This window comes from Pseudomonas sp. SMN5 (assembly GCF_052041925.1).
GTDB lineage: Bacteria > Pseudomonadota > Gammaproteobacteria > Pseudomonadales > Pseudomonadaceae > Aquipseudomonas.
The window spans coordinates 1-12889 of sequence record NZ_JBKGGX010000023.1 but is presented as its reverse complement, the minus strand read 5'-3'; the positions used below and the strand labels follow the sequence as shown (position 1 = coordinate 12889).

Genomic DNA, 12889 nt, shown 5'->3' with positions numbered 1-12889 from the left:
TCCGGGCGGTGATCCGACGAGACGTCGGCACATTCAACCGAGCCTCTAGGGGTTGAGCCGCTCCAACCACGCCCGTAGGTCCTGCACTTCCTGCGCACTGATGTTGTGACCTAGGCCCAGGTAGGCATGGAATTCCGGTTCCAGCGCCAGGGTTTTCAGGAAGGAATCGGCCTCGGTGCCGTCGTGGTAGGGAATGATCGGGTCTACCGTGCCATGACCAATGAATACCGCCAGCGCCCGTCGCGGCTCGTCAGGCGTCAGTTCGGAGCGCAGCACCGAGAGTACCCGTCCGCCCATCGCAGCGATGCCGCCCACCGCTTCGGGGTGTCGCAACGCCACTTCGTAGCTCATCATCGCGCCCTGGCTGAAACCCACCAGGTACACGTTGCCCGGATCGGTCGAGTACTTGGCCCGGGCCTTTTGGATGAAATCCAACAGCAGCTGGCCGCTGGCTTTCAGGTCGGCGCCATTGCCGTCGTAGGCACCCTCGCCCTCCTTGGCAAACCACTGGTAATGCCCTGGCTCCATGGTCTTCGGCGCACGGACCGAGAGGTAGTTGTAGTGCCGGGGCAGTTCGTCCTTGAGTGCGAAAAGGTCCTGTTCGTTACTGCCGGAACCATGCAGGAAGATCACCAGCGGCCGGTCCTTGGCCTGCTCATCGACTTGGGCCAGGTAGCTGAGCGGCAGGTCGGTGTGCAACGCGGGTTGCGCCTGCAACCCGGACGAGACCATCAGCAGCAACAGGGCGAGCGCTCTAAACATCAATCTTCCTCCATCGTTCGATAGCCACGCGGCAACCTGAGGTAGACCGCACTTATCAGTCGTTGCTCAATTTCCCGCTGCGAATCGGCTCGCGCCCGGCAACTTTGGCCTGCCAGATGCCCGGCTCGGTATAACGCCCTCGATCCACCGCGAACAACACGCCGCTGGTGCCGGCCCGCACCGTGGTAACCCGGTCGCTCAGTGGGTCGACGACTTCGAACAACGGTTCGCCCCGCTCGACCCATTCCCCGACTTCGCGCAGGAAACTCACCACACCGTGGTGCGGCGCGAACAGGTACTCAGTACCCTCGAACGGAAGGCCTTCGCAGCACTCGGCGGGCGCGGGCGCCCAGTCGCCAGCGATGAAGCCCTGTTCAGCGAGAAACCCCAGGATCGCCTCGCAGTTGGCCTGGGCCTGCTCCACTCGTGTGTCGCCCATGCTCCCCAGTTCCAGCGTGGTGGCCAGGTTGGCCAATGGGATCGCCGCCTCGGGAAAGGCCTTCGCCAGGCGCAACCAAGGGGTGGAGCAGGACTCGTCGAACGAACTGCCGCCGGAGTCCTCGCACAACAACGCCACCCCGGCCTTCAACCGCGCCGCCAGGGTCCGCCACTGTGGCCAGTGCTGCGGCAAGGCGTACAAGTGAATCGACGCCTCGAAATCGCAGTGCAGATCCAGGGTGACGTCAGCGTCGCAGGCATGCCGCAGCAACAGCCGGTGCAGCGCTTCGAGTTGCGACGGTGGTGCTGGCAGATCGTCGAGCACTTGCGCCATGGTCTGGCGGATCAAGATGATATTGGCCGCCGGGTCGTCACCCAGACGATCACCGATACGTTGCGCCACCGGCGCACTGAGTTCGACGAAGGCACGGTTGAAATTCTTGCCGCTGCCCAGTTCGAAACGGCCCATGTGGGCGGCTTGCAGATGTTGGTCCAGGCCGATGGGGTTGGCCACCGGCACCAGTTCGATCACGCCCTTGAGCAAGCCTTGGGCCTCAAGGTCGCTGAGGCGCTGCTTGAGCTCCCAGGCGGTGCGCATGCCCGGCAACTCATCGGCATGCAGGCTGGCCTGGATGTAGGCCTTGCGCGGACCATGGCCGTAACGAAACACACTGAGCCGGCGCTCGGTGCCCAGATGGCTCCATGGCAGGGTATGGTCGATGCGTTGCATGAAATCTCCAAATCACGAAGAGGAAAAACCGTCGGCGCAGGGTAAAACAATCGCCCAAGAAAAAGGCGGCCGACCGGGTCAACGGCGGGCCACCTCGGTTTTTAACGCCGCATAACCAAGTTTCAAGCTATTTCGTACATAGCCTAGCGATTAATGCCCGTATACATCGAAGGCGAAGTATTTGTCCTGGACCTTCTTGTACTCGCCATTAGCGCGGATCTCGGTGATGGCCGCGCTGAACCGATCGGCCAGCGCCTTGTCGCCCTTGCGCACCGCAATGCCCGCGCCGCCACCGAAGTATTTGGCGTCTTCATAGGTCGGGCCGACGAACGCAAAGCCTTTGCCGGCGTCGGTTTTCAGGAAACCCTCGTCCAGGTTGACCGAGTCGGCCAGCATCGCGTCGAGGCGACCGGCGACCATGTCCAGGTTGGCTTCCTGCTGGGAGCTGTAGCGCACCAGGTTGATGCCGGCCGGCACCAGTACTTCCGTGGCGAAACGGTCGTGGGTGCTGGCGCGCAGCACACCGACTTTCTTGCCCTTGAGTTCGGTCAGCGGATCCTTGACCTCAGTACCTTCCTTCATCACGAAACGCGCCGGGGTGTGGTAGTACTTGATGGTGAAATCAACGTTTTTCTTGCGGTCGTCGGTGATGGTCATGGACGACAGGATCGCATCGATTTTCTTCACTTTCAGCGCCGGGATCAGGCCGTCGAACTCCTGCTCGACCCAGATGCACTTGACCTCCATCTGCGCACAGAGCGCATCGCCGATATCGACGTCAAAGCCGGTGAGCTTGCCGTCCGGGGTCTTCATCGAGAACGGTGGGTACCCAGCCTCGATCCCGAGGCGGATCGGCTTGGCCTCTTCAGCCACAGCCGATAGGGACAGTACGGACAGTGCCAGGGCACCGAACATTGCTAGCTTCTTCATGTTTGCTCCTGAGTGCGCAGGTTTCTTATTGATGATTGTGGGCAGATTCATAGGCAGCGTTCGGTCAGCAACAACCGAAGTGGCCGGGAGTCTAGAGGGGCAGTCAGGAGGGGAATTGTGTTTATGCGACAAATAGTTATAGCGAATCACCTGCGCTCAGCGGCGCAACGCCGCAGTACCGTTGGCGTGGTGTGCCCAAAGGGTTTGATTGCCACAGAACCTCTGTGGGAGCGAGCCTTGCTCGCGATAGCGGTGGGTCAGCGTGCATCGATGTTGAATGTGCCGACGCCATCGCGAGCCAGCTCGCTCCCACAGGTTCGGCAGTGTGCCCGGATGCTGTGATTGCTACAGAACCTTTGTGGGAGCGAGCCTTGCTCGCGATAGCGGTGGGTCAGCTTGCATCGATATCGGATGTGCCAACGCCTTCGCGAGCAGGCTCGCTCCCACGAGAATGTCAGCAATCGCAGCCGATCGCCTGGTCCGTCACACGCTCCACCGAACCGGTCAGGCGAAAACCTTCGTCGAGCCAGCCCATCACGCCGCCGATCATCTCCTTGACCGGGTACCCCAACGTGGCCAGGCGCACCGCCGCTTTGTTCGCGCCATTGCAATGGGGCCCTGCGCAATACACCACGAAGAGCGTGTCCTGCGGATAGGCAGCCAGCGCTTGCGCCGTGAGCGTGCGGGTCGGCAGGTTGACCGCCCCGGGCACGTGCCCGCGCTCGTAAGCCAGTGGGCCGCGTACATCCACCAATACAAAATCGACCTGGCCGGCCTGTTGGCTGGCGTGAACGTCGGAACAATCGGTTTCAAACGCCAGACGTGCGCTGAAATGCTGCAGGGCGATTTCGGACGAGGCAGCAGGTACTTCGCGAACCGGGCTAGTCATCGTGGGTACTCCAGGGTAGATGAGGGCGTTAAGAGACTTTATCCGCCCGGTGCTTACCGCTAAAGTGGCGCACAAGACACTCTGTGGGAATTTTCCGCCAAATGCAGCCTACACCCGGTCTGGTCGCGATCCTGGCCTACGACGGTCTGTGCACCTTCGAGTTCGGCGTCGCCGTCGAGATCTTCGGCCTGGAGCGGCCTGAGTTCGATTTCCCCTGGTACGAGCATCGGATCGTCGCGGTCGACGAGGGCCCGATGCGTGCGATGGGCGGCTTCCGGGTATTGGCAGACGGCGGCATGGAACTGCTCGACAGCGCCCGGACCATCGTCGTGCCAGGCTGGCGCAGCCGCAGCGAGCCGCCGTCCGAAGCCTTGCTCGCGGCATTGCGCCGCGCCCATGCCCGCGGTGCACGACTGCTGTCGATCTGTTCGGGGGCGTTCGTGCTGGCGGCCGCCGGGCTGCTCGACGGATTGGGCGCCACCACCCACTGGCGCTACACCGAAGAATTGGCTGACAGCTTCCCCGACGTGCGGGTCGACCCCGATGTGTTGTATGTCGATTCAGGCCAGGTCATCACCTCGGCCGGGAGTGCCGCCGGCATCGATGCCTGCCTGCATCTGGTGGCTCGGGACTATGGTGTCCAGGTCGCCAACACCGTGGCGCGTCGGTTGGTGATGTCACCGCAACGTACTGGCGGTCAGGCACAGTTCATCCCCTCACCGGTCAGCCGCACGCCACGCAGCGATCTGTCGAGCGTGATGCAATGGGCCCGCGAGCGCCTGCACGAACCCCTCGGCGTGCGCGAACTGGCCAGCCAGGCAGCCATGAGCGAACGGACTTTCCTGCGGCATTTCACCCAGGCCTGCGGCCAGTCGCCCAAGGCCTGGCTGCAACACGAGCGCCTCGCCCGCGCCCGGGAATTGCTGGAAAGCACCGACAGCAACACCGAGAACATCGCCCAGTTGTGCGGCTATCGCTCGGTGGAAAGCTTTCGCGTGGCGTTTCGCAGCGTGGTGGGGTTGGCGCCGTCGGTGTATCGGGAGCGGTTTGGGCGCGGGTGAAGAAATGAAACACTTAAGCATGCGCCCCCTGTGGCGAGGGAGCTCGCTCCCGCTCGACTGCGAAGCAGGCGCAAGATTCCAGCAGGAGACTAAGTGGCATGGGGCTATGGACATTGGGGTCGCTACGCAACCCAGCGGGAGCAAGCTCCCTCGCCACAGCAAGCTCCCTCGCCACAGATGGAGTTGCCCGGCTACCGCGGCTTGCGCAGCAAATAACTGTCCATGATCCATCCATGGGTCTGGCGCGCAGCCGTGCGGGTGCGTTCGATTTCATCGGCCACGTCCCCCAGCCGGCCAGAAACGAGAATTTCCTCGGCCATGCCCACGTAGGCGCCCCAATAGATCTGCGTATCCGGATCGTTTACCTGGCGATACGCATCTTCGGCATCGAGCATCACCGCCACACTGGACGCATCGCCCACCTGCCCTGCTGCCAACCGCCGTCCGCTGGTAATGTGTACTGAGCCGCCAATGTCGTTCAACGGCACTCTGTGCCGAGCCGCGAGAGCCTGGAGGCTGGTGATGCCGGGGATGACTTCGAATTCGAAGGCGCAGCGTCCGGCGTCAAGAATGGCCTGCAAGATGCGCACGGTGCTGTCATACAACGCCGGGTCCCCCCAGACCAGGAAGCCACCACATTGCCCGTCCGCCAGCTCTTCGTCGATCAAGCGTTCGAAGGTCGCCTGCTTCGCACGGTTCAGATCTTCGACGCTGGCCGTGTAGTCCGTGTCGCCGCGTTGACGCTCGGGGCTGTCGGCTTCGACGAATCGGTAGGTGCGATCGGCGATATGGCGACGACAGAGTTCTCGTCGCAGGTCCAACAAGGTGTGCTTGGCGGGTCCCTTGTCCATGAGGAAGAACACATCCACCCGGTTCAGCGCCTTTACCGCCTGGATCGTCAGGTGGTCCGGATCGCCCGCGCCGATGCCAATGACTGACAGTTTCTTCATGACGACGCCTCCTGAATGCGCAAACGCCATACGCCGTTGAAGCGCAACTCGACGGCGGACAGTGGTTCTATGTCGATCCGGTTGAAACTCGCAGCCGGGCAACCCAAGGCCGTCACCAGCGCCGCACGAATCACAAACGGGTGGGTGACCGCCAGCACGTGCCCCGGCCAGGCTTGCAGGCTTGCCATCCATGCATCGACACGTTGGCACAAGCGTGCAACGGACTCGCCGCCATGGGGCGCTGCCTGCGGATCGTCGAGCCAAGTGTGCACGGCCTGAGGTTCAGTCCTGAGCAAATCATCGACGCACAACCCGCGCCAGCGACCGAAATCGCAATCGGCCAGGGCCTGCTCCACCTGAGGCTCGGCACCGTACAGCGCAGCCGTCTGGCGCGTGCGCAGTTCCGGCCCGCATAGCAGCCGCCCGACACCTCGATATTCGTGGCCGCTGCCCAGGCGCCCGGCCAGCCAGTCGGCATCCAGCGGTTCGTCCAGGCCGAAACGCCCCCGTTTCTGGGCGACGGTACGGGCGTGGCAGATGAGGGTCAGGCGAGTGGCTTGCACAAGGGATGCTCTGGCGAGGGAAAAAGGAAGCAACGATGCCTTTCGTGGTTGTACAACACCTTATACGAAATCAAATTACCGAGACAAAAAGGCGCAATTTCTTACACAGATATAAGCACCAGCTGACATACCCGGTCGATTCGACCGCGACCAAGTCCTACAAGGGTTTCGCACCATCTTCGAGCATCATAAACGGGAGGTAAAAACCGCTGGACATGTAGCACCAGCTACATAAATACTATTTTCAGGAGTTATGTAAGATATCCAACACCATCCAGGCAAGGAGCACGGATGCCGCCCCTCAGAGACCTGATCACCGATCCCGGCATTGACCTGACGCCGTCGGAGCGCAAGGTCGTTCGCGCCCTGCTCGATCACTATCCCCGCAACGGCCTGGGCCCGATGTCACGCCTGGCGGAGCACGCCGGGGTCAGCGACCCGACGATCGTGCGGCTGGTTAAAAAACTCGGCTTTGGCGGCTATGCCGAGTTCCAGGATGCGTTGCTGCGTGACATGGACCATCGCCTGCGCTCGCCCCGCACCCTGTTGCGACCACGGGCCAAATCGCAGCAAGGCGATACCTGGAGCCAATACCTGGCGACCAGTCACCGCAATCTGCTCGACACCCAGGCCCTGACCCAACCTGAGGATGTGCGGATCCTCGTGCAATGGCTGCTCGATGCGCGGCATCAAGTGCATTGCTTCGGCGGACGCTTCAGCAGCTTTCTCGCCCACTATCTGCTAAACCATCTGCGCTTGCTGCGCGCCGGTTGCTTTGCCCTGGAAGACAATGCCCAACTGCCCGACCGGCTGTTCGACGTGCAGCGCCAGGACGTGGTGCTGATTTTCGATTATCGGCGCTATCAGGCCCAGGCCCTGCGCGTCGCCAGCGCGGCCAAGGAGCGCCATGCGCGGGTCGTGCTGTTCAGTGACGTCTACGCCTCGCCCCTGCGGGAATTGGCCGACCTGATCATCAGCGCGCCGGTGGAGTCGGCCTCGGCCTTCGACAGCCTGGTTCCGGCCCTGGCCCAGGTCGAGGCGCTGGTCGCCTGCCTGACCCTGCAATGCCCTGACCTGGCCGAACGCCTGGAAGGAATCGACACCTTGCGCACGGTATTCAACACGCACCTGCTGGAGGAAAAATAAGGATGTTCTCGCTCCCCCATCGCTCGCCCCGGAACCTGCCGTTCACCTGTGACCACACGGCACTGCTGCTGGTGGACATGCAACGCGCCTGGCTGGACCCACGACTGGATGCCCACCTCGAGAGCCCGGACGCCGAATATTTCATCCAGCGCGCCCGCCGGCAGGTGATTCCCAACCAGCAGCGCTTGCTTGAGGCGATGCGCGGGGCACGACAGAACGTATTGCATACCCATATCGAAAGCCTGACGGCCGATGGCCGCGATCGCTCACTGGATCACAAACTGTCCGACATGCACCTGCCCAAGGGCAGCCCCGGAGCGCAGATCATCGACGAACTGACGCCGCGGGAGAACGAGATCGTCCTGCCCAAGACCTCCTCCGGCGTGTTCAACTCCACCAACATCGACTACGTACTGCGTAACCTGCAGACCCGGCACCTGATCGTCGCCGGCATCGTCACCGACCAATGCGTCGACATGGCCGTGCGCGACGCCGCCGACCGTGGCTATCTGGTGACCCTGGTAGAAGACGCCTGCGCCACCTATACCGAACAACGCCACCTGGCTTGCTTGAACGCGATCAAGGGTTACTGCTGGATCACCGACACCCGGACCGTGCTTGGTCGATTGCAGGAGATGCAGCCATGAACCGCTTCGATGCGGCATCGCCCCTGGCACCGTTACCCGTTACCACGCTGGTAAGCACCGACCTGACCGGCATCACCCGCGGTCGCTCGTTTCCCAGCGATGAATTGCCCCAGTACGTCGCGGCCGGGTGTGGCTGGGTACCGGCCAACAGCGCGCTGACGCCCCAGGACATCATCGCTTCGAGCAACCCATGGGGCGCCTATGGCGACTTGCGCCTGGTGCCGGACCTGTCCAGCCGAGTGACGGTCAACAACGGCCCGGACGCCCAGGCCCCGGCCCTGGATTACATCCATTGCGATGTGCGCGAAACCGATGGCCGGCCGTGGGCGGCCTGCCCGCGCACGCTGCTGCATGACGAAGTGGAGCGCTATCGCACCGAGCTGGGTCTGCAAGTCTTCGCCGCGTTCGAGCATGAGTTCAGCCTCAACAGCACCCCGGCCCAGCCGGATCGACCGGCCTTCAGCCTCCAGGCCCAGCGCCAGCAGGCCGGGTTCGCCGGCTGGCTGCTCAGCGCCCTGCGGGCTGGTGGCGTCGAACCGGAGATGTTTCTGCCTGAATACGGCAAACATCAATACGAAATCACTTGCCGTCCGACACTGGGGGTGGCCGCCGCCGACCGCGCGGTAAACGTGCGCGAGATCACCCGCGAGATCGCCCGGCAGATGGGCCTGGACCTTAGCTTCGCCCCCAAGACTGCGCAAGATGCAGTGTGCAACGGCGTGCATTTGCACCTGAGCCTGCAAGACCTGAGCGGTGACCCGGTGCTCCATGACGCTACCAGCGGCAACGGCTTGTCCAACCTCGGCCGGCAGTGGGCGGCCGGTGTGTTGCACTACCTGCCGGCGTTGTGCGCGCTGACCGCACCGACACCAGTGTCCTACGAACGCCTGCAACCCCATCACTGGAGTGCGTCCTACACCTGCCTGGGGCAGCGCAATCGTGAAGCGGCGCTGCGCATCTGCCCGACCGTAACCTTGGGCGGCAGACCGGTGGCGACCCAGTACAACCTGGAGTTCCGCGCCATGGACGCCACCGCCTCGCCACACCTGGCCATGGCCGCGCTGTTGATCGCCGGACGCCTGGGCATCCAGCAACGCTTGGCGCTGACTGCGATCACCGATGAAATACCCGACCAATTGGATGAAGCACAACGCCGCGCCCGTGGCATTATCGCCCTTCCGACGACCCTGGCCCAGGCACTGGACTGCCTGCGCAACAGCGGTGCGCTGCGCGAAACCCTGCCCGCCCCGCTACTCGATACCTACTTCGCCTTGAAGGCCCAGGAACTGGCCTTGACCCAGGCGCTGTCACCTGCGGAGCGTTGTGAGCACTATGCGCGAATCTATTGAATGTGCCGAAGCCGGTCTCTACACCGGCCCGGCTTACCGGTTGCTTCGGGAAGACTCGGAATGCCCGGTGCTGCTGGTGTGCGAGCATGCCAGCCGTTTCATCCCCCCGGCGCTGAACGACCTGGGCCTTGACGACACCGCCTCCCGCGAACACATTGCCTGGGACATCGGGGCCCTGGCCCTGGCCGAACGTCTGTCCGAGACCCTGGGCGCAACGCTGCTGTCGGCCAATTATTCCCGGCTGTTGATTGACCTCAACCGCCCGCTGCATGTGCCCGACAGCATTCCACCCCAGAGCGAGATCTACCAGATTCCCGGCAACCAGTCCCTGGACGCTGCCACACGCGAATACCGCCAGCGATGCCTGTTCCACCCCTTCCATGATCGCCTGCGCGGGCTGATCGACGCCCGCCTGGCCGATAAACGCCCGGTGCGAGTGGTGGGTATCCACAGCTTCACCCCGGTGTTCTACGGTCAACCGCGGGCGCTGGAAGCCGGGGTGCTGTTCGGCGAAGCCCGGGACTATGCCCAGCGTATCGTCGACGGGTTGGCGCGGCATTCGTTGCGGGTGGCAGGCAACCAGCCCTACAAGATCAACCCGCTGAGCGACATGACGGTTCCGGTGCACGGCGATGGACGCGGCCTGGATTCGGTGTTGATCGAAGTGCGCAACGACCTGCTGCGCACCCCCGAGGCGGTACGGACCTGGAGCGCCTACCTGGCGCCACTGCTGTAGCGCCGCAGCGGTACGTCTGCGGCGCCCCGCAAAGCAACCCACACAGCTGAAAAGGAAAACGGCTCATGAATATCGAGGCATTTGGCTACAAGCAGGAATTGAAGCGCAGCCTGTCGCTGACGGACCTGGTGGTGTACGGGATGATCTTCATGATCCCCATTGCCCCGTTCGGCGTGTATGGCTACGTCAACGCCGAAGCGCCGGGGATGGTGCCGCTGGCATACATCGTGGGCATGGTGGCGATGCTGTTCACCGCGCTAAGCTACGGCAGCATGGCCCAGGCGTTTCCGGTGGCAGGTTCGGTCTACTCCTACGCGCAACGAGGCTTGAACCCACACGTCGGGTTCATCGCCGGCTGGTTGATGCTGCTCGATTACCTGCTGATTCCGCCGTTGCTCTACGTCTACGCGGCCATGGCGCTGAACCATCTTTACCCGGACATTCCCAAGGTCGGCTTCATCCTGGCGTTCCTGGTCAGCGCGACCTTCGTCAACCTGCGCGGCATCACCTTCACCGCACGGATGAATATGATTTTCCTGTTGGCACAACTGATGGTGCTGGGGATCTTTCTGTTCTACGCCTGGAATGCCCTGCACGGCGGTGCCGGTAACGGTCAGTTGACGCTGGCACCGCTGTACAGCCCCGAGCACTTCAATTTCGCGCTGTTGATGCAAGGCGTGTCCATCGCCGTGCTGTCGTTCCTGGGTTTCGATGCGATCTCTACCCTCGCCGAAGAAATCAAAGACCAGCCAGGGCGCAGCGTCGGCAAGGCTGCGCTGCTGACATTGCTGGTGATGGGCGCGATCTTCGTGGTGCAGACCTGGATCGCCACCGACCTGGCGGCCGGGATGGGTTTCAAGTCCGCCGATACTGCGTTCTATGAAATCGCCGAACTGGCGGCCGGCAGTTGGCTGGCGACCCTGACCGCCGTCGCCACGGCGCTGGCCTGGGGCGTGGCGGTGGCGATCACCTCGCAGGCCGCAGTGTCGCGCCTGTTGTTCGGCATGGCCCGGGACGGCAAATTGCCGAAAGTGTTGGCCAGGGTGCATGCGAAACACAACACACCGTACTTGAGCATATACCTGGTGGCGCTGCTGTCGCTGCTGATCTGCTACCTGTTCATCGACGCAGTGGACACCCTGACCTCACTGGTCAACTTTGGCGCCCTGAGCGGTTTCATGCTGTTGCACATTACAGTGATCAATCATTACTGGCGCCGCCAACGCTCCGGCCAACTGATTCGCCACCTGGTCTGCCCACTGGTGGGCTTCGCGATCGTCGCGGCCATCCTGTACAACATGGGCGTGGATGCGCAGAAACTCGGCCTGATCTGGATAGCCGCTGGCCTGGTCTATCTGTTTGCGCTCAATAAATTCGGCAGCCGCAGCGCCCTGCCCGACCCGGCCGGCCAATGAGCTTCCCGAGCGGCCGAAGGGGCTGGCCGCTCATAACCGAAACGCGTGGACATCGACAGTGATCGTCAAGCCTGGTGCCGCACATCGGGCTCCCTGGAACAGGAGTGCATTCCATGCTGGCTTTACGTCCAGTTCAGTTAACCGACCTGCCGCAATTGCAGCAGTTGGCCCGTGACAGCCTGGTGGGCGTGACGTCGCTTCCCGACGACACCGAGCGCCTGAGGGAGAAAATCCTCGATTCGTGTGCCTCGTTCGAAGCCGATGTACAGGTGGCCGGCGGCGAGAACTATTTTTTCGTATTGCAGGACCTGGTCTCCGGGCGCCTGGCAGGCTGTTCGGAAATTCTCTCCAGCACCGGTTGCAACGAGCCGTTCTACAGCTTGCGTCATCGGCCGTTTTCCAGCGAGTCGCGGGAACTGAACATCCAGCACGGCGTTCCGGCACTCTCGTTGTGCCAGGACCTCAGCGGCCAGACACTGCTGCGCGGTTTTCATATCGACGCCCAGCGGGTGCGCACGCCGGAATCGGAACTGCTGTCCCGGGCCCGGCTCATGTTTATCGCCGCCCACCCGCGACGCTTCGCCGAATCGGTCATCACCGAAATCGTCGGCTTCAGCACCGAGGACGGCCAGTCGCCGTTCTGGGACGCCATCGGCCAGCATTTCTTCGACCTGCCTTACGTGGAGGCAGAACGGTTGTGCGGCTTGCAAAGCCGGACCTTCCTCGCCGACCTGATGCCGCAATACCCGATCTACGTGCCCATGCTGCCGCCGGCCGCCCAGGGCTGCATCGGTCGGGTGCACCCCGACGGCCAGGAGGCTTTCGACATTCTGGAACGCGAAGGTTTTGAGACCAACAGTTACGTTGATCTGTTCGACGCAGGGCCAACGCTGCATGCCCGTACCGCGAACATCCGCTCCATCAGTCAAAGTCGCCACGCCATCGCCCGGCAAAGCAACCAGATCGACGCTCGGGGCCGTTACCTGGTGAGCAACGACGGCCTCGCAAATTACCGGGCCATCGTGGCCGAGCTGGACGTCAGCGCCGACGGCCCCGTGGCATTGACGCCCGACATGCTGGAGGCCCTGGGGGTGACCGATGGAGAGCAGATCCGGGTGGTGGCTTTATGAACCCGACTCGATCCCGTGTCTTGCATCGGCGCGTCCCCTCTCACGACCAAGGAACCGCATCATGATCGTCCGCCCGGTCGCCATCACCGACCTGCCCGCACTGCTGGAGCTCGCCCGTTGCGCGGGCCCCGGCTTTACCAGTC

At 62.9% G+C, this 12889-nt stretch carries 13 protein-coding genes; 7 read left to right on the top strand and 6 right to left on the bottom strand.

Annotated elements, in window-relative coordinates; all coding sequences use genetic code 11:
* Positions 1-45: 45 nt before the first annotated feature.
* The 4 genes from ACLEJR_RS20960 to ACLEJR_RS20945 form a co-directional block, all read right to left on the bottom strand.
* Positions 46-762: an alpha/beta hydrolase gene (locus ACLEJR_RS20960; RefSeq protein WP_440795486.1), complete on the bottom strand. Its 717-nt coding sequence runs from the start codon at positions 760-762 to the stop codon at positions 46-48.
* 55 nt (positions 763-817) lie between these two features.
* Positions 818-1930: a succinylglutamate desuccinylase/aspartoacylase family protein gene (locus ACLEJR_RS20955; RefSeq protein ID WP_440816168.1), complete on the bottom strand. Its 1113-nt coding sequence runs from the start codon at positions 1928-1930 to the stop codon at positions 818-820.
* A gap of 150 nt (positions 1931-2080) precedes the next feature.
* Entirely contained in the window at positions 2081-2860 is a 780-nt protein-coding gene (locus ACLEJR_RS20950; protein WP_440816165.1) for an ABC transporter substrate-binding protein, read from the bottom strand.
* Between the two features lie 454 nt (positions 2861-3314).
* Positions 3315-3749, bottom strand: coding sequence for a rhodanese-like domain-containing protein (locus tag ACLEJR_RS20945; RefSeq protein ID WP_440816163.1), 435 nt, complete (start codon positions 3747-3749; stop codon positions 3315-3317).
* Between the two features lie 101 nt (positions 3750-3850).
* Here ACLEJR_RS20945 and ftrA point away from each other — a divergent pair, with 101 nt between their 5' ends.
* Entirely contained in the window at positions 3851-4810 is a 960-nt protein-coding gene (ftrA, locus tag ACLEJR_RS20940; protein WP_440795478.1) for a transcriptional regulator FtrA, read from the top strand.
* A 191-nt stretch (positions 4811-5001) separates the two neighbouring features.
* Here the strand turns inward: ftrA and cobF are convergent, their stop codons facing one another.
* Both cobF and ACLEJR_RS20930 read right to left on the bottom strand, forming a co-directional pair.
* Positions 5002-5760, bottom strand: coding sequence for a precorrin-6A synthase (deacetylating) (gene cobF, locus ACLEJR_RS20935; protein ID WP_440795476.1), 759 nt, complete (start codon positions 5758-5760; stop codon positions 5002-5004).
* The gene (locus ACLEJR_RS20930) at positions 5757-6323 is read right to left on the bottom strand and encodes a histidine phosphatase family protein (RefSeq protein WP_440795474.1); all 567 of its coding nucleotides are present in this window, start codon (positions 6321-6323) and stop codon (positions 5757-5759) included. Before ACLEJR_RS20930 ends, cobF begins: the two co-directional genes overlap by 4 nt.
* 291 nt (positions 6324-6614) lie before the next feature.
* On the opposite strand from ACLEJR_RS20930, the gene ACLEJR_RS20925 reads away from it, so the two are divergent.
* From ACLEJR_RS20925 to ACLEJR_RS20900, 6 genes are all read left to right on the top strand, one after another.
* Positions 6615-7469 carry a MurR/RpiR family transcriptional regulator gene (locus ACLEJR_RS20925; protein WP_440795472.1) on the top strand — a complete coding sequence of 285 codons (855 nt, stop codon included), beginning with the start codon at positions 6615-6617 and terminating at the stop codon, positions 7467-7469.
* 2 nt (positions 7470-7471) lie between these two features.
* Positions 7472-8116: an isochorismatase family cysteine hydrolase gene (locus tag ACLEJR_RS20920; RefSeq protein ID WP_440816160.1), complete on the top strand. Its 645-nt coding sequence runs from the start codon at positions 7472-7474 to the stop codon at positions 8114-8116.
* Positions 8113-9465: a glutamine synthetase gene (locus ACLEJR_RS20915; protein WP_440816157.1), complete on the top strand. Its 1353-nt coding sequence runs from the start codon at positions 8113-8115 to the stop codon at positions 9463-9465. The genes ACLEJR_RS20920 and ACLEJR_RS20915 overlap by 4 nt, the downstream gene beginning before the upstream one ends.
* Positions 9449-10201: an N-formylglutamate amidohydrolase gene (locus ACLEJR_RS20910; protein WP_440816154.1), complete on the top strand. Its 753-nt coding sequence runs from the start codon at positions 9449-9451 to the stop codon at positions 10199-10201. The genes ACLEJR_RS20915 and ACLEJR_RS20910 overlap by 17 nt, the downstream gene beginning before the upstream one ends.
* Before the next feature lie 65 nt (positions 10202-10266).
* Positions 10267-11616 (top strand): APC family permease, encoded by a 1350-nt coding sequence (locus ACLEJR_RS20905; RefSeq protein ID WP_440816151.1) that lies wholly within the window; start codon positions 10267-10269, stop codon positions 11614-11616.
* A 113-nt stretch (positions 11617-11729) separates the two neighbouring features.
* Positions 11730-12746 (top strand): arginine N-succinyltransferase, encoded by a 1017-nt coding sequence (locus ACLEJR_RS20900; RefSeq protein ID WP_440816148.1) that lies wholly within the window; start codon positions 11730-11732, stop codon positions 12744-12746.
* Positions 12747-12889 lie beyond the last annotated feature (143 nt).